Source organism: Streptomyces sp. AP-93, assembly GCF_022808175.1.
Lineage (GTDB): Bacteria > Actinomycetota > Actinomycetes > Streptomycetales > Streptomycetaceae > Streptomyces.
Genome location: NZ_JALGBX010000003.1, coordinates 157,258 through 176,741 on the forward strand (window position 1 = coordinate 157,258; position 19,484 = coordinate 176,741).

The 19,484-nt window shown below is 72.6% G+C and carries 17 protein-coding genes; 9 read left to right on the forward strand and 8 right to left on the reverse strand.

Annotation, left to right across the window (positions count from 1 at the left end):
* Positions 1-29: 29 nt before the first annotated feature.
* Together ssuE and MTF69_RS06670 are read right to left on the reverse strand one after the other, a co-directional pair.
* Positions 30-596 carry an NADPH-dependent FMN reductase gene (ssuE, locus tag MTF69_RS06665; RefSeq protein WP_243331563.1) on the reverse strand — a complete coding sequence of 189 codons (567 nt, stop codon included), beginning with the start codon at positions 594-596 and terminating at the stop codon, positions 30-32.
* A gap of 67 nt (positions 597-663) precedes the next feature.
* Complete coding sequence (locus MTF69_RS06670) at positions 664-1,602, reverse strand: TauD/TfdA family dioxygenase (RefSeq protein ID WP_243331565.1); 939 nt, start codon at positions 1,600-1,602, stop codon at positions 664-666.
* A 1,123-nt stretch (positions 1,603-2,725) separates the two neighbouring features.
* Between MTF69_RS06670 and MTF69_RS06680 the strand changes: the two genes are divergently transcribed.
* The 4 genes from MTF69_RS06680 to meaB all read left to right on the forward strand — a co-directional run bounded on the left by MTF69_RS06680 (position 2,726) and on the right by meaB (position 8,127).
* The gene (locus tag MTF69_RS06680) at positions 2,726-2,992 is read left to right on the forward strand and encodes a hypothetical protein (RefSeq protein WP_243331940.1); all 267 of its coding nucleotides are present in this window, start codon (positions 2,726-2,728) and stop codon (positions 2,990-2,992) included.
* A 62-nt stretch (positions 2,993-3,054) separates the two neighbouring features.
* Positions 3,055-4,920 (forward strand): methylmalonyl-CoA mutase family protein, encoded by a 1,866-nt coding sequence (locus MTF69_RS06685; protein WP_243331567.1) that lies wholly within the window; start codon positions 3,055-3,057, stop codon positions 4,918-4,920.
* Positions 4,921-4,940: 20 nt separating this feature from the next.
* Positions 4,941-7,130 carry a methylmalonyl-CoA mutase gene (scpA, locus tag MTF69_RS06690; RefSeq protein ID WP_374322398.1) on the forward strand — a complete coding sequence of 730 codons (2,190 nt, stop codon included), beginning with the start codon at positions 4,941-4,943 and terminating at the stop codon, positions 7,128-7,130.
* Between the two features lie 10 nt (positions 7,131-7,140).
* Positions 7,141-8,127, forward strand: coding sequence for a methylmalonyl Co-A mutase-associated GTPase MeaB (gene meaB, locus MTF69_RS06695; RefSeq protein ID WP_243331571.1), 987 nt, complete (start codon positions 7,141-7,143; stop codon positions 8,125-8,127).
* A gap of 198 nt (positions 8,128-8,325) precedes the next feature.
* Here the strand turns inward: meaB and MTF69_RS06700 are convergent, their stop codons facing one another.
* Entirely contained in the window at positions 8,326-9,336 is a 1,011-nt protein-coding gene (locus tag MTF69_RS06700) for an asparaginase (protein WP_243331572.1), read from the reverse strand.
* Positions 9,337-9,462: 126 nt separating this feature from the next.
* Between MTF69_RS06700 and MTF69_RS06705 the strand changes: the two genes are divergently transcribed.
* Complete coding sequence (locus MTF69_RS06705) at positions 9,463-9,912, forward strand: Lrp/AsnC family transcriptional regulator (protein ID WP_243331573.1); 450 nt, start codon at positions 9,463-9,465, stop codon at positions 9,910-9,912.
* Positions 9,913-9,943: 31 nt separating this feature from the next.
* On the opposite strand, the gene MTF69_RS06710 is transcribed toward MTF69_RS06705, so the two are convergent.
* The gene (locus tag MTF69_RS06710; protein WP_243331574.1) at positions 9,944-11,539 is read right to left on the reverse strand and encodes an NnrS multi-domain protein; all 1,596 of its coding nucleotides are present in this window, start codon (positions 11,537-11,539) and stop codon (positions 9,944-9,946) included.
* 216 nt (positions 11,540-11,755) lie between these two features.
* On the opposite strand from MTF69_RS06710, the gene MTF69_RS06715 reads away from it, so the two are divergent.
* The 4 genes from MTF69_RS06715 to MTF69_RS06730 all read left to right on the forward strand — a co-directional run bounded on the left by MTF69_RS06715 (position 11,756) and on the right by MTF69_RS06730 (position 14,929).
* Positions 11,756-13,339 (forward strand): amidohydrolase, encoded by a 1,584-nt coding sequence (locus MTF69_RS06715; RefSeq protein ID WP_243331575.1) that lies wholly within the window; start codon positions 11,756-11,758, stop codon positions 13,337-13,339.
* Positions 13,336-13,566, forward strand: a complete 231-nt coding sequence (locus MTF69_RS06720) for a hypothetical protein (RefSeq protein ID WP_243331576.1) — start codon at positions 13,336-13,338, stop codon at positions 13,564-13,566. The genes MTF69_RS06715 and MTF69_RS06720 overlap by 4 nt, the downstream gene beginning before the upstream one ends.
* Positions 13,563-14,285, forward strand: a complete 723-nt coding sequence (locus MTF69_RS06725; RefSeq protein WP_243331906.1) for a 4'-phosphopantetheinyl transferase superfamily protein — start codon at positions 13,563-13,565, stop codon at positions 14,283-14,285. Before MTF69_RS06720 ends, MTF69_RS06725 begins: the two co-directional genes overlap by 4 nt.
* Positions 14,286-14,374: 89 nt before the next feature.
* Positions 14,375-14,929 carry a GNAT family N-acetyltransferase gene (locus MTF69_RS06730; RefSeq protein WP_279345459.1) on the forward strand — a complete coding sequence of 185 codons (555 nt, stop codon included), beginning with the start codon at positions 14,375-14,377 and terminating at the stop codon, positions 14,927-14,929.
* Positions 14,930-14,981: 52 nt separating this feature from the next.
* Here MTF69_RS06730 and MTF69_RS06735 read toward each other — a convergent pair whose 3' ends face one another.
* The 4 genes from MTF69_RS06735 to argC form a co-directional block, all read right to left on the reverse strand.
* Positions 14,982-16,115: an acetylornithine transaminase gene (locus MTF69_RS06735; protein WP_374322401.1), complete on the reverse strand. Its 1,134-nt coding sequence runs from the start codon at positions 16,113-16,115 to the stop codon at positions 14,982-14,984.
* 119 nt (positions 16,116-16,234) lie between these two features.
* Complete coding sequence (argB, locus tag MTF69_RS06740; protein ID WP_279345460.1) at positions 16,235-17,200, reverse strand: acetylglutamate kinase; 966 nt, start codon at positions 17,198-17,200, stop codon at positions 16,235-16,237.
* A gap of 11 nt (positions 17,201-17,211) precedes the next feature.
* The gene (gene argJ, locus MTF69_RS06745; protein ID WP_243331577.1) at positions 17,212-18,363 is read right to left on the reverse strand and encodes a bifunctional glutamate N-acetyltransferase/amino-acid acetyltransferase ArgJ; all 1,152 of its coding nucleotides are present in this window, start codon (positions 18,361-18,363) and stop codon (positions 17,212-17,214) included.
* On the reverse strand, positions 18,360-19,406 hold the full coding sequence (gene argC / locus MTF69_RS06750) for an N-acetyl-gamma-glutamyl-phosphate reductase (RefSeq protein WP_243331578.1): 1,047 nt from the start codon (positions 19,404-19,406) through the stop codon (positions 18,360-18,362). The genes argJ and argC overlap by 4 nt, the downstream gene beginning before the upstream one ends.
* Positions 19,407-19,484 lie beyond the last annotated feature (78 nt).

The window sequence follows — 19,484 nt, forward strand, 5'->3', positions numbered from 1 at the left end:
GGACGGGTGGGGCGATTTCCGTACGGAGATCAGTGCGCGGTGGCGAGCGTGGCGAGCGCGGCGGCCTGAGCCGCGCGCAGGGCCTCGGCGAACTCGTCGACGGCCTGGTACAGGTCCAGCTCCGCCTCCGGGCGCAGCCGGTCCGGGCCGGCCCCGCGCTCGACGGAGGAGTCCAGGACGAAGCGGCCTGCGGTGACGTGCCGGGCGCCGAGCGCGGCGAGGACCGGACGCAGGGCGTAGTCGATGGTCAGGACGTGGGCGAGGCTGCCGCCGGTGGCCAGCGGGAAGACGGTCTTCCCGGCCAGCCCGTCCTGCGGGAGCAGATCGAGGAAGGCCTTGAGAAGACCGGTGTACGAGGCCTTGTAGACAGGGGTCGCGATGACGATCCCGTCGGCTTCGGCGACGGCTTCGAGGGCCCGGCGGATCTCCGGCTCGCCGCGCCGTGCGGCGAGCAGATCGGCGGCGGGGAGATCCCGTACGGCGAGCTGCGCGGTCTCGAACCCGGCGTGGTTCAGGCGGCGCAGCACGTGATCGGCGACCACGTCGGTACGGGAGTGCAGGGACGGACTGCCGGTGAGGGCGAGCAGCTTGGGCACGGAGCGCTCCTTGGCTGACGGAAAGGGGGAGACGGGCGGTTCGGGGCCGTTCGGGGTTCTGTTCGACTCAGGCTTCGGAGGCGGAGGCTCCGGAGGCGATGCCGAAGGCCGGGTCCGGCACGATCTCCGGGCTGATCAGCCGGGACGGGACCCCGTCGGGCCCGACGGGGACGTCGCCGTCGACCGTCACGCGGCGCAGGGTGCGCTCGTAGTCGTCGGAGTCGTCGACGCCGTAGTGCTGGGTGGCGCGGTTGTCCCAGATCGCGACGTCACCGGCCTGCCACTGCCAGCGGACGGTGTTCTCGGGGAGCTCGATGTGGGCCTGGAAGAGGTCCTGGAGGAGGCGCGAGTCGCGGCCGGTGAGCCCGTTGATCCGCTGGACGAAGTTGCCGAGCAGCAGGGTGCGTTCGCCGGTCTCGGGGTGGACCCGGACCACCGGGTGCTCGGTGAGGAACTTGGTCGAGGTGAACACCTCGCGGTACTGGGCGAGCGCCTCGGGAAGGGCTTCGGGCTTCAGGGCCGCGTAGTCGTACTCGTTGGAGTGCACGGCGCGCAGGCTGTCGGCGAGGACGCGCAGCGGCTCGGGCAGGCCGGCGTAAGCGGTGGCCGTGTTGGCCCACAGGGTGTTGCCCCCGTACGGCGGGATGGTGACGGCGCGCAGGATGGAGAAGGCGGGGTAGGCGGGGACGAAGGTGACGTCCGTGTGCCACTGGTTGGCGCGGGCTCCGTGGTGGGAGTCGATGCCGAGCGCGTAACGCCCGTCGGCGGAGGGCACGGTGGGGTGGGCGACGGGCGCGCCGAGCAGTTCGGCGAAGGCCTCGTGCCCGTCCTCGTCGAGGTGGTCCTGACCGCGGAAGAAGACGACCTTGTGGGCGAGCAGCGCGGCCCGGATCCCGGCGACGGCCTCGCTTTCGAGCTCGCCGCCGAGCCGGACCCCGCCGATCTCGGCGCCTATGCGGCCGCCGATCTTGGTGACGGTGAGATCGGTGCGGGTGGCAGTGGACATGACGGGCTCCTTGTTTATTTCCGCAGGGGAAGAAATGAGGGAAGGCGAGGACGCCGGGCTCCGGCCGGGTCGGCCGGGGAAGACGGACGGACGGGTGGGTGGGTGGATGGACGGGAGCGGCTACCGGCGGGCGGCCGGAATCGGCGGACTACGCCGTCCGACGGACGGACGGACGGACCGGCGGACGGGGCGTCCCCTACGTCCGGCGGGCGGGCGGCGGGCTTCGACGGGCAAAGGTCGCCCGCCGCCCGCCGTCCGGCGGACGGGGCGGACCGGTGGACGGGACGGTCTTCCCGACGTCCGGCGGGCGGGCGGCGGGCTTCGACGGGCAGAGGTCGCCGGGCTGCGAGGTTCGACGGTCGGGAGCCGGCGGGCAACGAGGTTGGCGGTGGGAGCGGGCGGGCAACGAGGCTCGACCGGTAAGAACCGGAGGGCAACGAGGTTCGACGGACGGAACCGGCCGGCAGCGATGTCCGGCGGGCGAGAGCCGGAGGACAACGAGGCTCGATGGGCGGGAGCCGACCGGCAATGAGGTCTGCCGGGCAGCCGCCCGGCCGGCGACGGGCGTGAGCGGGCGGCGCTCGGAGACGATCGGCCTGAACCGCGGAGCCCCACCACCATCCACCGGGGTGAGTCGGCGCGAGCCCTACGCGCACCCCGGACGACGGGGCACGAACGCCCAGCCACTCGGGGGCCGAAGGCTCAAGGACTCAAAGACTCAGGAGCTTCGAGCTTCGAGCTTCGAGCCTCAGGGGCTCAGGGGCTTCGAGGCTCAGAGACTCAGAGACTCAGAGACTCAGGAGCACCGACGCTCAGGAACAGCGCGGGGCCGTACAACGACGGCCCAGACACTCGCCCGGCGCGGTACAGAGGCCGGGGGTGTGGAGCCGCGGGGCGAGGAACTCGGTCGCGGACATGTCCAGGAGACTGCCAGCGCCCCCACACCCGGTCAACCCTGACGAGCACCCTCCACCCTCACCCCCAGCCCCCGGCCCACACCCCCCGCGACCTGCCCTTTCACCGTTTTCCGCCACTCCCGGAACGGCCGAAACCCATGGCCTGATTTCACGCCCCCGCAACGCACCCGCCACGCAGCCCCGCCCGCCACCAGCCCCGCCGACCCGTGAGGCCCAGCGCCCGGCACAGAGCCCCCGGCAACGGCCGGCACGACACCACACCACCCGCAGCCAATCCGGCGCTCATGGTGGTCTCCGAACTGGCCGGCGTCCTCGACGACGGCTACCTCGACGAGATCCGCGACGCGGCCGGCGACCCGGACCGCTACGGGCGGCGGATCGTCGCCCCGCACGCGGGTCCGGCCGTACTCCCGGTAGCCTCCGCGACCGTCCTGCTCGCCCCGCTCTTTCGTGACCCCTCCCGACTCACATGAGAGGGGGAGATCACATCCGGTGGTTATAGGTCGTTCACAGGTACCCCCCTAACATTCGAGCCATGACGGTCCTGCCTGATGACGGGCTCTCCTTGGCCGCCGAATTCCCTGACGCGACGCATGAGCAGTGGCAGCGCCTGGTAGAGGGCGTGCTGCGCAAGTCGGGCAAGGAAGTTTCCGGCGAGGCAGCGGAAGACGCGTTGTCCACGAAGCTTGAAGACGGGCTCACCACCCGCCCGCTGTACACCGCGCCCGAAACCGCGCCGGATACCGGTTTCTCTGGGTTCCCAGGGTTTCCGCCGTTCGTACGGGGCGGCCGCGCCGAGGGCAGCGCCGCCTCGGGCTGGGACGTGCGCCAGCGGATCGCGGGCACCGACCCCGTACGGGTGAACGACGCGGCCCTGGCCGACCTGGAGAACGGCACCACCTCGTTGTGGCTGGCCGTCGGCGACGCCGGCCTCCCCGCCGAGGGGCTCGCCCGCGCGCTGGAGGGGGTCTACCTCGACCTCGCGCCCGTCTCCCTCGACCCCGGAGCCCAGTTCACCGAGGCCGCCCGGGCCCTGCTCGCGCTGTACGCCGAGCGCGCGGTGGCCCCCGAGGCCGCGCACGCCTCCCTGGGCGCCGACCCGCTGGGCCACGAGGCCCGGACGGGCGAGGCCCTGGACCTGGCGGAGGCCGCCGCGCTCGCCGCGGACACGGCCGCCTGGCCCCACGTACGCGCCCTGACCGTCGACGCCCTGCCCTACCACGAGGCGGGCGGCAGCGCCGCCGAGGAGCTGGGGCTCTCCCTGGCCACCGGGGTCGCGTACCTGCGCGCCCTCACCGAAGCGGGTCTGAGCACCGAAGCGGCCTTCGGCGAGCTGGAGTTCCGCTACGCCGCCACCGCCGACCAGTTCCTCACCATCGCCAAGCTGCGCGCCGCCCGGCGCCTGTGGGCGCGGATCGCCGAGGCCTGCGGGGCCCCGGCCGCCGGTGCCCAGCGCCAGCACGCCGTCACCTCGCCGGTGATGATGACCCGCCGCGACCCGTGGGTGAACATGCTGCGCACCACCGTCGCCTGCATGGCGGCGGGCGTGGGCGGCGCCGACGCCGTCACCGTGCTCCCGTTCGACCAGGAGCTCGGCCTGCCCGACGCGTTCGCCCGCCGCATCTCCCGCAACACCTCCACGATCCTGCTGGAGGAATCCCACCTGGCCCGGGTGATCGACCCGGCGGGCGGCTCGTACTACGTCGAGCAGCTCACGGACGAACTCGCCCACGCCGCCTGGGAGTTCTTCCAGGCCGTCGAGAAGGCGGGCGGCCAGGCGGCCGCCCTGCGCTCGGGCCTGGTCGCCGACCGCCTCGCGGCCACCTGGGCCGCGCGCTCCAAGAAGCTGGCCACCCGGCGCGAACCCGTCACCGGAGTCAGCGAGTTCCCGCACCTGTCCGAGAAGCCGGTCGTACGGGAACCCGCGCCGGCCCCGCTCACCGGCGGATTGCCACGCGTGCGGCGCGATGAGGCGTACGAGGCCCTGCGCGCCCGCAGCGACGTACACCTGGAGACGACGGGGGCCCGGCCGACCGTCTTCCTGGCAGCCCTGGGCCCGGCGGCCGCGCACACCGCCCGCGCCACCTTCGCCTCCAACCTGTTCCAGGCGGGCGGCATCACCCCGGTCCACGACCCGGTGTCGGTGACCCCGGAGACCGCCGCGGCGGCCTACGCGGCGAGCGGGGCCGACGGCATGGCCGTGCTGTGCTCCAGTGACGCGCTGTACGAGGAGCAGGCCGGGGCGGTGGCCGCGGCCCTGCGCTCGGCGGGCGCGACGACCGTGTTCCTCGCGGGCAGGCCCGGCACCGCCGCGGCGGCCGTGGACGAGTACGTCTTCGCCGGCTGCGACGCGATCGCCGTGCTGTCCTCCGTACTCGACCGGATGGGAGTCGCGTCTTGAGCACCGACCGCACCCCCCGCATCCCCGATTTCTCCGAACTCGCGCTGGACGGCGCGGCCCCGGCCGCCGGGTCCGAGGACCAGTGGCGCACCGCGCTGAAGGAGTCCACCGGCTCGGGAGCCGCCGAGCTGCTGTGGGAGACCCCCGAGGGGATCGGCGTACAGCCCCTGTACACGGGCCGCGACCTGGAGGGACTGGACTTCCTCCAGACCTACCCGGGTGTGGCCCCGTACCTGCGCGGCCCGTACCCGACGATGTACGTCAACCAGCCCTGGACGATCCGGCAGTACGCGGGCTTCTCCACGGCCGAGGAGTCCAACGCCTTCTACCGGCGCAACCTCGCGTCCGGCCAGAAGGGCCTGTCGATCGCCTTCGACCTGCCCACGCACCGCGGCTACGACAGCGACCACCCGCGGGTGACGGGCGACGTCGGCATGGCGGGCGTGGCGATCGACTCGATCTACGACATGCGCCAGCTCTTCGACGGCATCCCGCTGGACAAGATGACGGTGTCGATGACGATGAACGGCGCCGTGCTGCCGGTCCTCGCCCTCTACATCGTGGCGGCGGAGGAGCAGGGCGTCTCGCCCGACAAGCTCGCCGGGACCATCCAGAACGACATCCTCAAAGAGTTCATGGTCCGCAACACCTACATCTATCCGCCGAAGCCCTCGATGCGGATCATCTCCGACATCTTCGCCTTCACCTCGCAGAAGATGCCCCGCTACAACTCCATCTCGATCTCCGGCTACCACATCCAGGAAGCCGGGGCCACGGCCGACCTGGAGCTGGCGTACACCCTCGCGGACGGCGTGGAGTACCTGCGGGCCGGCCAGGCGGTCGGCCTGGACGTGGACGCCTTCGCGCCGCGCCTGTCCTTCTTCTGGGCGATCGGCATGAACTTCTTCATGGAGGTGGCGAAGCTGCGTGCGGCGCGCCTCCTCTGGGCGCGGCTGGTCAAGCAGTTCGACCCGAAGAACGCCAAGTCCCTGTCCTTGCGCACCCATTCGCAGACCTCGGGCTGGTCCCTCACGGCGCAGGACGTCTTCAACAACGTCACCCGCACGTGCATCGAGGCGATGGCGGCGACCCAGGGCCACACCCAGTCGCTGCACACGAACGCGCTGGACGAGGCCCTCGCCCTCCCCACCGACTTCTCCGCGCGCATCGCCCGCAACACCCAGCTCCTGCTCCAGCAGGAGTCGGGCACCTGCCGCTCGATCGACCCGTGGGGCGGCAGCGCGTACGTCGAGAAGCTGACGTACGACCTGGCGCGCCGGGCCTGGCAGCACATCCAGGAGGTCGAGGCGGCCGGCGGCATGGCGCAGGCCATCGACGCGGGCATCCCCAAGCTCCGCGTGGAGGAGGCCGCGGCCCGCACGCAGGCCCGTATCGACTCGGGCCGTCAGCCGGTGATCGGCGTCAACAAGTACCGGGTGGCGACGGACGAGCAGATCGACGTCCTCAAGGTCGACAACTCCTCCGTCCGCTCCCAGCAGATCGCCAAGCTCCGGCGGCTGCGCGAGGAGCGCGACGAGGCGGTCACCCAGGACACCCTGCGGGCGCTGACGAACGCGGCCGAGCGCGGGGACGGCAACCTCCTCGCCCTGGCGGTCGACGCGGCGCGCGCGAAGGCCACGGTGGGCGAGATCTCCGACGCCCTCGAAAAGGTCTACGGGCGGCACGCGAGCCAGATCCGTACGATCTCGGGTGTGTACCGAACCGAGGCAGGCGAGTCCCCGTCCCTGGAGCGCACCCGTGCGCTCGTCGACCGGTTCGAGGAGGCGGAGGGCCGCCGTCCGCGCATCCTGGTCTGCAAGATGGGCCAGGACGGGCACGACCGCGGCCAGAAGGTGATCGCGACCGCCTTCGCCGACCTCGGCTTCGACGTCGACGTCGGCCCCCTCTTCCAGACCCCGGAGGAAGTGGCCCGCCAGGCCGTCGAGGCCGACGTGCACGTGGTCGGCGTCTCCTCGCTCGCCGCGGGCCACCTGACCCTCGTACCGGCACTGCGCGAGGCCCTCGCCTCGGAGGGCCGCGAGGACATCATGATCGTGGTCGGTGGGGTCATCCCGCCGGCGGACGTGCCCACGCTCCTCGAAATGGGTGCGACGGCGGTGTTCCCGCCCGGCACGGTCATCCCGGACGCGGCGCACGACCTGGTGACGCGGCTCGCCGCGGACCTGGGCCACGAGCTGCACGAGCTGTAGGCGCGCCGCCGTGCCGCCGCGGATCGACATCCCCGCCTACACGAAGGGCGTACTCGACGGGAAGCGCGCGTTCATCGCGCGCGCGATCACTCTCGTCGAGTCCACCCTGCCCGCGCACCGGGTGCTGGCGCAGAGCCTGTTGACGGAACTCCTCCCCCACTCGGGGCGGGCGCGCCGGATCGGCATCAGCGGTGTGCCGGGCGTCGGCAAATCGACCTTCATCGACGCCTTCGGCACGATGCTGACGGTCCTGGGCCACCGGGTGGCGGTCCTCGCCGTCGACCCGTCCTCCACCCGTACGGGCGGCTCCATCCTGGGCGACAAGACCCGCATGGAACGCCTCTCCGTGGACCCCGCGGCCTTCGTCCGCCCCTCCCCCTCGGCGGGGACGCTGGGCGGGGTGGCGAAAGCCACTCGCGAGTCGATCATCGTGATGGAGGCGGCGGGCTACGACGTGGTCCTCGTGGAAACGGTGGGCGTAGGCCAATCGGAGACGACAGTCGCCGGCATGGTCGACTCCTTCCTCCTCCTCTCCCTCGCCCGCACGGGCGACGGGCTCCAGGGCATCAAGAAGGGCGTCCTGGAACTGGCCGACGTCCTCGCCGTCAACAAGGCGGACGGCCCGCACGAGCGCGACGCGAAGGCGGCGGCACGCGAACTGTCCAGCGCGCTGCGCCTGATGCACCCGGCCGACGCCGCGTGGACCCCGCCGGTCCTGACGTGCAGCGCCCGGGAATCCACGGGCCTGGCGGAGGTCTGGAACCGCCTGGAACAACACCGCGTGCTCCTGGAAGCGGGCGGCCGCCTGGCGTCGAAGCGCGCGGCCCAGCAGGTGGAGTGGACCTGGTCGATGGTCCGCGACGAACTCCTGGAACGCCTCCGCTCGAACCCGGCGGTACGAGACCTGGCCCCCACCCTGGAATCAGCAGTCCGAGCGGGCACCCTGACCCCCACCCTGGCGGCGGACCACCTCCTGACAGCCTTCACCGACTCCTGACGGGCCGCTTTCAGCCCCGCCGGCGTTTGAGGCGCGGGGTCCGGGGCGGAGCCCCGGGAAACGGAGAAAGGGCGGGGCGGGGAGAAAGCCCCGCGCAGCGGCACCCCGGCCCCGCCCCGGAATCAGGCACCGGGCACCGGGCACCGGGCACCCGGCACCAGGCACAGGCACAGGCACCACCCGGCGACCCCGCAAAGCTCAGGCGGCGACCAGCACGGGCCCACCCGTGGCCAGCATGCGCCGCAGCACCCGTACCCGCTCCCGCGGCTCCTCCTCGGCGAGCAGCGCCGCCAGCACGGCAACCCGCGCCTGCGGCGCCCGCAACGTCCCCGTGGGCACGGCCCCGGCCGCAACCAGATCCACCGCACCCCCATGGGTGTAGATCTCCGTCACCGGCCCGGCCGCAACCCGCGTGGTCAACGCCACCAGCACCCCGTCCGCGACAGCCGCCTTCACCGCGTCCACAACCTCCGGCGTAGCGTTGCCCGCACCCGTCCCGACCAGCACGATCCCCCGTGCCCCCGCCGCCACCGCGGCGTTCAGCAGCACCGCGTCACCGCTCACGTGGTGCATCACGACATCCACCCGCGGCGGCCCATCCGGTGCCTCGGGCATCGCGGGCAACGCCAAGGGCTCCGGCCGCACGGGCGTCCGCAGCACGGTGACCTTCCCGAAGCCGACCTTCCCCAGCAACTCCTTCGACGGGTCGGCAAACGCATCAAGCGCCACCGCCTGCGCCTTCACGGTCCCGCGCGCCGCGTGCACGCGCCCCGCGAACGTGATCAGGACGCCGAGCCCGCGCGTGGTGGACGCGGTCAGCAGGGCATCGTAAAGATTGCCGGGGCCGTCCCCGTCCGCCGCGCCCATGGGCCGCTGCGAGCCGGTGAACACCACGGACCGCTCATCGTGATGATGCAGGTCCACCAGGAACGCCGACTCCTCCAGCGTGTCCGTACCGTGCGTGACGACGACCCCGTCCACACCCGGATCGGCGAGCACCTCGTGCACGGTCCGCAGCAAAGTCAACTGGTGGGCGGTGGTCAGCCGAGGACTATTCACACTGAACAAATCAACAACCTCGACGCTCACCCCCTCCGGCAGCGGCGCGGTCGCCATCACCTCGGCCCCGTCGGCATCGGCCGCGAAACCGGAACCCTGCCAACGGCTGGCTATCGTCCCGCCCGTACTGATCACGACGATGCGTCGCATGACCACGACCCTTCCCTCACACGGCCCGCACAGATTTTCTACAAACGGCAATGGTAGGCCGATCTACGCGCAATGCGATTGCATTCTCACTCGCCCCCGCCACAAAACATGCGTGATAATTGCGCAATGGACGCGATCGACAAAGAAATCTTGCGCGAGCTCCAGGCAGACGGCCGGCTCAGCAACCAGGAGCTCGCCCAGCGCGTGGGCCTCACCCCCTCCCCCTGCATGCGCCGGGTCCGCCAGCTGGAAGAGGAAGGGATCATCCAGGGCTACCGCGCGGTGATCTCCCCCGAAGCGGTCGGCCGCGGCTTCGAGGTCCTGGTCTCGGTAGAGGTCCGCCGCGACCGCGCGGCGGTCGAGGCCTTCGAAGCCGCCCTCCAGGACATCCCCGACGTCATCGAGGCCTACCGCCTCTTCGGCAGCCCCGGCTGCCTCCTGCGCATCGCCGTAGCCGACCTCCGCGCGTACGAACGCCTCTGGATCGAGAAGCTCACAGCCCTCTCGGGCGTCACGGAGGTCAACTCCCAGATCATCATGAAACGCATCAAGGAGCCGAAGGGCCTCCCGGTCTGACCTCGCGGCGGACGCCCGGAGATGGCCGGGATCAGTCGCCCTTCGGCAGGCTCTCGTACGAGAAGGTGCACCGGACCGTCCCGTCGGCTACCGGCACGAGGCGTACCTGCTCGGCCGGCATCTGCACCGACTTGCCCGCGGTCTCGTCCCACAGCGAGACCGTCCCGTCGGCCTCCCCGAAGGAGACGTACGGGCGCTCCGCGCGGAGGACGCCGCCCCGGGTGCTGAGCTTCGCCGCGAGGACCGTGGGCTCGACGCACGTCCACTCCGGCTCCACCCCGAAGTACGAAGGAAGCTCCGTTTTCCGGGCCGCCGCCGCACGGAGGTCCTTCACCGCATCGTCCGCGGACTCCAGCGCACCCGCCAGGCACATCACCACCACCGCCACCTGGGTGACGGCATACAGCGCGACACCGAGCCGCTCGACGGGGCTGACGAACGGTGCGTGCACGTGCTTCGCGATGCCCCACAGGGCCGGCACGAAGAGAGCGAAGCTCAGCAGGCCCAGGAGCTTGACCGCCGATGTGGCCTGCCAGATCGCGGCTACGTCGAGGTCCTCGGGCGTCAGGTCGATACTGTCCGCGTACATCGCGTGCAGCACCGACCCGGAGGACACCACGAAGGACGCGACGGCCGCGAAGACCAGAGGCGCCGCGCAGGTGATCCATTCGGACCAGGTCCACCGTCGGACCAGGAGCCAGATGCCTCCAGCCGTCGCCAGAACGGCGAAGACCGACAGCATCTGCACCGGGGTCCAGCCCCTGCTGTCACCCATGTCCGCGCCAAAGGCGCCGGCCAGGATGAAGGCTGCCACCAGAGCACACAGGACGAGGCTCGCCCCGCGCCCTCCGGACGCGTACATGCCCTGCGCCAGCTTTGCCGCCACGAGAAGGCACAGAACCGCCGCGCCGGTCCACACCCACGTCCGTACGCCGCTCTGCTGCCGGGCGACCACCGCACAGAAGGCCATGGCGAACAGCCAGGCCGCGAGGCGGTTGGCCCTCCGGTGGAAGTCCTCCTCGCGGCGAGGCACGATGTGGCTGCGCTCCCGGCCGGAGTTCGCCCGTACGTCGGTGGCGAACCCGGAGAAGGAGTCCCCGGCCAAATCCATACGGGAGACCCGGCGGGCCTCCGACGCCGTGCCCGTCACCACCGTGCCGGTGTCGTGGCAGCCGCGCCGCTCCGTGAAGCGTGCACGTGCCACCGCCGTCGCGCGCCGCAGCTTCGCCATCGGCGTCAACGGCCGCGGAGCGGCTACACGGGGCGGCCGGTGGGCAATGTCATGCGCCCACCAGATGGTCAGTTGCTCCCTGTCCCGGTCCCACGGCTCGCAGCGCCGGGCGTACATCTCCAGCCGCTTCACCCGCGCCAGCCGCTCCACCTGCCAGCCGGCGGCCCGCCCCGTACGCCGGTTGCGGGCTCCGAAGAACCGTACTTCGACGGAGTACATCCTGGCCGAGGGATCGGCCCTCAGGACGCCCTGGGACAATTCCTCACCCCGTGCGAACGAGGCGAGGACCGGCCAGTCCCGTTCACCGAAGGCCCGTTCCGCCTCGTCCCAGTCGCGCTGCCCGCCTCGTACCTCGACCAGCACCAGTACCCGCTGGTCATATCGCTTTCCCTGCACCGGCCACCCTCTCATCGAACTCCGAAGGCTCGTACTACCCCTCAAGGACCCGCCCACTCCGCTTGGGTCGGTCCGGAGCGGGGAGGGCTCCCGTCGCACATTGACCGACTGCCGAATCTACAGTTAGGGTCACCTAAGTCGGATGTGGTGCGGCCCTTGGCCCCCTGTCCTGATTCGTTTACATGCGCGTTGCCGCCAGGGGGAGTTGTACTACCCATGCTGTGTTCGAGGCTGATCAACGCGAACATCATCACCATGGACCCGGACCGTCCCTTCGCCCGTGAGCTGGGGATCTGGCGGGGGCGGATCGTGGGGCTTGACGAGGATGTCGCCTCGTTGCCGGCCCGGGAGGTCGTCGATCTGCAGGGTGCCACCGTGCTGCCCGGGTTCATCGACAGCCATGTGCATCTGGCCTGGACCGGCTTGAAGCAGAGCACCCCGAGCGTTGCCCCGTGCGAGCGGGTCGAGGACGTGCTGGCGGTGGTGGCGGAGGCGGTCTCCCGTGCGGCGGGCGGGGACGGGGCCTGGGTTGACGTGATGGGTTATGACCAGCGGGCTCTGGGGCGGCACCTGACCGCCGCCGAGCTGGATACGGTCAGCCGTGGGCGCAAGGTGTTCCTGATGCACGACTCGGGGCACGCGTGCGTCGTGAACAGTGCGGTGCTGCGCCTGCTTCCCGCCGGTGTTCCGCACCAGGACGGGTTTCTGGCCGAGGGGGCCATGACCGCCGCGCGGCAGCTCCGGCTGCCCTACGGGCAGGACGAGATCGCCGATGCCGTCGAGCGCGCGGCCCGGACCTGCCTCGCCGAGGGCGTGACCGCCGTCGCCGAGGCGGGCATCGGGGGCGGGCTGCTCGGCCACAGCCCGGTGGAGCTCGGCGCGTACCAGCTGCTGCGGGACCGGGGGAGGCTGCCCCTGCGGGTGCAGCTCATGCCCGCGGGCGATACGTTGCGGCCGCGTGCGGCGCACCGGGAGGACGGGATTCCCCGCGCCCTGGACCTGGGCATGCGCACCGGGTTCGGCGACGACTGGCTGTCGCTGGGGGCGCTCAAGATCTACACCGACGGCGGGATGATGGCCCGTACCGCCGCGCTCACGGCCCCGTACGCGGGCACCGACCACACCGGGCAGCTCCAGGACGACCCCGACCGCCTCACCCGGATGATCATCGACGGCCACCTCGGCGGCTGGCAGCTCGCCGTACACGCCATCGGGGACCGCGCCGCCGACCTCGCGCTCGACGCGCTGGAGGAGGCGCAGCGGCTACGGCCCCGGCCGGACGCGCGGCATCGGATCGAGCACGCCGGGCTGATCCGCCCCGACCAGCTCCCGCGCTTCGCGCGCCTGGGCGTCAGCGCGGTCGTCCAGCCGGCCTTCCTTTACTCCTTCGGGGACGACTACGCGGACGTGATGGGAGAGGAGCGGGCGCCCTGGATGTACCGGGGGCGCGGGTTCCTGGACCACGGGGTGACCCTCGTGGGCAGCTCGGACCGGCCCGTCACGGACGGGGCTCCGCTCCGGGCGATCCAGTTCATGGTCGAGCGTGCTTCCGCCTCCGGGCGGCCGATCGGGCCGGACGAGGCGATCACCGTCGAGGAGGCGCTGCGCGCGTACACGGTCGCCGGTGCGTACGCCTGCCGGTGGGAGGACACGGCCGGCAGCCTCATCCCGGGCAAGCGCGCCGACCTGGTCGTCCTGGGTGACGACCCGCGGTACGTCGCCCCCTCCCGGATCAGTGCCATCGAGGTGGTGGCGACATTTGTCGACGGAAACGAAGCGACGGACGAAGGAAAGCTGTGATCAGTCAGATGAACGTCCTGGAACGGTTCTCACCGCTGTGGGAGTTGCCCGCCATGCCGCCGCGCTGGGTGATCTGGCACGCGGGTGCGGGCGATTCCTTCGTCTTCGACCGGGAGTTCAACATGCCCGTCGACGTGGACGACGCGCTCCTCGGGGAGGTCCTGTACCGGATGCGCGAGGCCGGGGCCCCGGAGGGCGACGCCTACCCCGGCCGCCCGTGCGGATGACGGCCGCGGCGGGTCCGGCCCCCGGCACCGACGCCTCGGCGCAGAACTGGGTCACCTCTCCCGGACCCGGGCTGTGGGCGGTGCGCGTGAGCCTGTACGCGGATCGGGCGCGGGAGTTGGAGGGGATGCTCGACGGCGCCGAGCGGGCCCGACTCCAGGGGATCAGGCGCGCCGGCGACCGTGACCAGTACCGGGTTGCCCACGTGGTGCTGCGGCAGTTGCTGGGCGACCGCCTCGGCCAGGACCCGGCGCAGGTCCGCTTCTTCCGCGAGCCGTGCCCCGGCTGCGGCGCGCCGCACGGTCGGCCGGCCGTGCCCGGCCTGCCGCTGCACTTCTCGCTGTCCCACGCGGGGGACGCGGTGCTGGTGGCCTTCGCGGACCGTCCGGTCGGAGTCGACGTCGAGCAGCAGCCGGCTCCGGCGCTGGCCTCCCAGGTGGCCTCCGAACTGGCGGAGGTCCTCCATCCGGCCGAGCGCGCCGAGCTGTCGGCGCTGCCGGCCGACGAGCTCCCGGCCGCGGTGGCCCGCTGCTGGTCCCGGAAGGAGGCCTACCTCAAGGGGGTCGGCATCGGCCTCGGCGGGAATCCTGCCCTGACGTACGTGGGCACCGGCGCCGCCCCCTCGGCTCCGCCGGGATGGACCGTCGACGACGTGCCCGCCTTTCCCGGCTACAGGGCGGCACGCGCCGTCCGTACGGACCGACTTGGCTCTGCCAGCTAGGTAAGGCTAACCTTACCTCGACCGTTCCGCCGGGAGGCCTCCGCCTCCGCACCCGCCCCCGCACACGGCGGAACCGAGGAAGGAACACCTTGACCACGGCCACGCTGCCCCCTGCCGCCGCGCACGCCACCCTGTCGCCCCGCGCGACCCCCGCCCCCGCCCCCGCCCCACGGTGGCGCGAGCTCCCCGAGTTCACGGTGCGCCCGGCGCGCCGGGACGACGGCCCGGCGCTCGCCGCCCTCTCCCGGCCGTTCGTCCACGCGGGGGCGCTCCGCGAACGCCCGCTCTCCCTCTACCTCTCCAGGGCGTCGGACTTCCTCGTCGCGCAAGCACCCGACGGAACCCTCGAAGGCTGCCTCGGCCTGCGCGAACACCCCGCCGCAGGCGTGCTGTACAACTTCTGCGTCGCAGCCCACCGGCAGGGCTCGGGCATGGGCGCCCGTCTGCTGCAGGCGGCGTTCGCCAGGGCCCGCAACCGCTCCCTGGCCACGCTGTTCACGGCGACGACCGGCAGCGGCCGCCTCTTCCTCCTCCACGGCTTCCTCCCCGCCTCCCCCACCCTGGCGCCGGCCGACTGGGCCCGGTCCCTGGACCCCGCCCGGGGCGCCCGCGTCCTGTCCCGCACCCTCTCCCGCACCCTCTAGACGGCGAAGGGGCGGGCCCCTGAGGGACCCGCCCCGGCCGTACGCCCAGGCCCTACGAGGCGTCGAGGATCCCGGGCAGCGCCGCCACCAGCGCATCGGCCCGCTCCTGCGGCAGCGTCAGGGCGGGAGCCAGCCGTACGACGCCCGCGCCCGCCGCGTTCACGAGGAACCCGGCGTCCTGCGCGGCCCGCTGGACCCGCGCGGCGACCGGCTCGGCCAGGGCGATGCCCAGGAGCAGACCGGCGCCCCGGACTTCGCGGACCAGGGGGTGTTCCAGTGTCTCGATGCCGAGCCTCAGCCGCTCCCCCACCCGCTCGGCGTGGGCGAGCAGCCCTTCCTTCTCGATGGTGTCCAGGACGGCGAGCCCGGCCGCGCACGCCACCGGGTTGCCGCCGAAGGTGGAGCCGTGCTGACCGGGGGTCAGCAGCTCGGCGGCGGCGCCGAAGGCGACCGTGGCGCCGATCGGCAGGCCGCCGCCCAGCCCCTTGGCCAGGGTGATCACGTCCGGCTCCGCGCCCGGCTCCGCCTGATGCGCGAACCAGTGGCCGGTACGGCCGATCCCGGTCTGCACCTCGTCCAGTACGAGCAGGGTGCCCGTGGCGCGGGTGATCTCGCGGGCCGCCCGCAGGTAGCCCTCGGGCGCCGGGACGACTCCGGCCTCGCCCTGGAGGGGTTCGAGTACGACCGCGGCCGTGTGCTCGGTGACGGCCGCGCGGAGCGCCTCCGTGTCCCCGTAGGGAACGTGCGTGACCTCCCCCGGCAGGGGCAGGAAGGGGGCGCGCTTGGGCGGCTGGCCGGTGAGGGCCAGCGCCCCCATGGTGCGCCCGTGGAATCCGCCCTCCGTGGCGACCAGGTGCGGGCGCCCGGTGCGGCGGGCGATCTTGAAGGCGGCCTCGACCGCCTCCGCGCCCGAGTTCGCGAAGAACACCCGGCCCGGCCTGTCCAGCAGGGCCAGCAGCCGTTCCGCCAGCGCGACGGCCGGCTCCGAGACGAACAGGTTCGACACGTGGCCGAGCCGGGCGACCTGCTCCTGGACGGCCGAGACCAGGGCCGGGTGGGCGTGCCCGAGGGCGTTGACGGCGATCCCGCCCGTGAAGTCCGTGTACGCGCGGCCGCCTTCGTCCCAGACCGTGCTGCCTTCGCCCCTGACCAGGGCCAGCGCGGGAGTGCCGTAGGTGTCCATCATCACCGCGCGCCAGCGGTCGGCGAGCGGCGTCGTCGTGCTGTCGGAGAGCGGCGTCGTCATGCTCTCGGAGAGCGGCGTCGTCGCGCTCTCGGCGAGCGGTGTCGTCGTGCTGTCGGCGGTCACGCGCCGTCTCCCTTGCCGCCGGACCCCTCGGGCCCGGGCTCCTCGTCCGGCACCACCGTGGTGCCGGGACCGTCCTCGGTGAAGACCCCGCGCAGCAGCGCGTGCGGCACCCGGCCGTCGATGACCTGCGCCTTGGCGACGCCTGCCCGTACGGCGCGCAGGCAGCCCTCCATCTTGGGGAGCATGCCGCTCGCGAGCTCCGGCAGCAGGGCGTCCAGCTCGTCGGCCGTGAGGCGGTCGATCACCTCGGTGCTGTGCGGCCAGTCTGCGTACAGCCCTTCGACGTCGGTCATCACCACCAGCCGGTCGGCCCCGAGGGCCACGGCCAGGGCCGAGGCCGCCAGGTCGGCGTTGACGTTGTAGACCTGGCCGTCCTCGCCGCGCGCGACGGGCGAGACCACGGGGATGCGGCCCTGCTCCAGCAGCCCGGCGATCGTCCCCGCGTCCACGTCGACGATGTCGCCGACCAGGCCGATGTCCACCGGCAGGCCGTCGACCCAGGCCGGGCGGCGTACGGCGGTCATCGTGTGGGCGTCCTCGCCCGACAGGCCCACGGCGAACGGCCCGTGGGCGTTGATGGCCCCGACGAGTTCGCGCTGGACCTTGCCGGTGAGCACCATGCGCACCACGTCCATCGTCTCCGGCGTGGTCACCCGCATTCCGGCCTCGAAGCGCGTCTCCAGGCCGAGCCGGTCGAGCAGTGCGCTGATCTGGGGACCGCCGCCGTGGACGACGACGGGCCGCAGGCCGGCGTGCCAGAGCTCCACGACGTCCTGGGCGAACGTCCGGTGCGTGGAGGGGTCCACCATGGCGTTGCCGCCGAACTTGACGACGACCGTCCGGCCTTGGAGCTGCTCCAGCCAGGGCAGGTCCCGGGGGGCCGGCACGGTGGCCGGCGTCGTTGTCTCCCTCTGCGCCTCTACCGGCGCCTGCGCCTGCGCCTGCGTCGTCTCCGCCGTCATCCCGACCCCGTTCAAGAGCTGTAGGCGCTGTTCTCGTGCACGTACTCGGCCGTCAGGTCGTTGGTCCAGATGACGGCCGAGGAGTCACCGGACCGCAGGTCCACGGTGATGGTGATCCGGCGGCCCGACAGGTCGACCTTGTCCCGCGGCTCTCCCTCGGCGCCGTCCCGGCACACCCAGACGCCATTGATCGCCACGTCCAGCCGGTCCGCGTCGAAGGCGGCCGAGGTGGTGCCGATCGCCGACAGTACCCGGCCCCAGTTCGGATCCTCGCCGTGCAGCGCGCACTTGAGGAGGTTGTTGCGGGCCACCGAACGGCCCACCTCCACGGCGTCCGCCTCCGAGGCCGCGCCGACGACGGCCACCTCGATCTCCTTGGACGCGCCCTCGGCGTCCGCCACCAACTGGAGCGCCAGGTCCCGGCACACGGCGTGCACGGCGACGGTGAGCTCCGCGGGGGCGGGCGTGATGCCCGAGCTGCCCGAGGCGAGCAGCAGCACGGTGTCGTTGGTGGACATGCAACCGTCCGAGTCCACCCGGTCGAAGGTGGTGCGCACCGCCTCGCGCAGCGCCGCGTCGAGTGCGCCGGCGCTCGCGTCGGCGTCCGTGGTCAGGACGACCAGCATGGTGGCGAGTCCCGGGGCGAGCATCCCGGCGCCCTTCGCCATGCCCCCCACCGTCCAGCCGGGGCGGGCGGCCACCGCCGTCTTGTGCACGGAGTCCGTCGTCTTGATCGCGACGGCCGCCTCCTCGCCGCCCTCGGGCGACAGCCGGTCCGCGGCGGCGGTGATGCCGGCCGTCACCCGGTCCATCGGCAGCCGGACGCCGATCAGGCCGGTGGAGCAGACCGCGACCTCGTCGGCGGCGGCCTCCACGGCCCCCGCGGTGCGCTCCGCCATCGCCTGCGCGTCTTCGGCGCCGCCGGGACCCGTACAGGCGTTCGCGCCACCGGAGTTGAGGACGACGGCGGAGATCCGCCCGTCGGCGAGCACACGGCGGGACCAGCGTACGGGCGCGGCCTGCACGCGGTTCGAGGTGAAGACACCGGCGGCGGCGCGCGACGGCCCCCGGTTCACCACCAGGGCCAGGTCCGGGTCACCGGACTCCTTGATGCCGGCGCGCACGGCGCCTGCGAGGAATCCCCGGGCTGCGGTCACACTCACGGAGCCACTCCATTCATGGGCAGGCCCAGCCGTTCCGGCAGGCCGAGGGCTATGTTCATGCTCTGCACCGCGCCACCGGCGGTGCCCTTCGTCAGGTTGTCGATGGCGCTCACGCAGATCAGTCTGCGGGCATCCGGGTCCACGGCGATCTGCACCTGGGCGGTGTTCGAGCCGAGGACCGCGGCCGTGGTGGGCCACTGGCCGGGCGGCAGCAGGCGTACGAACGGCCGGTCGGAGTACGCCGCTTCGAACACGGCGCGCACCTCGTCCTCCGCGGGGAGCGCGGAGGTGCCCGCGGCGGGGCGCAGCCGGGCCGAGCAGGTGGCGAGGATGCCCCGGGGCATGGGAGCCAGGGTGGGTGTGAAGGAGACCGTCACGTGCTCACCGGCCGCGCGGGACAGGTTCTGGGCGATCTCCGGGGTGTGCCGGTGCCCGCCGCCGACTCCGTACGGGCTCATGGAGCCCATCGCTTCGGAGGCGAGGAGGTGCGCCTTGAGCGCGCGTCCGGCGCCGGAGGTTCCGGTGGCGGCGACGATGACGGCCTCCGGCTCGACCAGGTGCGCCGCATAGGCGGGGAACAGGGCGAGGGTGACCGCCGTGGGGTAGCAGCCCGGTACGGCGATCCGGGTGGTTCCCTTCAACTCCGCGCGGGCTCCCGGCAGTTCCGGCAGCCCGTAGGGCCAGGTGCCGGCGTGGGGGCTGCCGTAGAAGCGCTCCCAGGCGGCCGCGTCCCGCAGCCGGAAGTCGGCGCCGCAGTCCACCACCAGCGTGCCGGGGTCCAACTGCTCCGCCAGTGCGGCGGATTGGCCGTGGGGCAGGGCGAGGAACACCACGTCGTGGCCGCGCAGGGAGGCTGCGGAGGTGTCCAGGAGGATCCGGTCGGCGAACTCCGGAAGCTGTGGCTGTACGGACCCCAGCGGACGCCCCGCACTGCTGTGCGCGGTGAGCGCGCCGATCTCGACGGCGGGGTGCGAGCTCAGCAGGCGGAGCAGCTCCCCGCCCGCATAGCCGCTGGCACCGGCCACCGCGACCCGTACGGTCATGTTCTTCCGCTCTCTCTCGGTTCGTGTGCGCACCGTCGGCGCAGGGCGGCGCCGCGCTGCGGGCGTCGGCGGGATGTG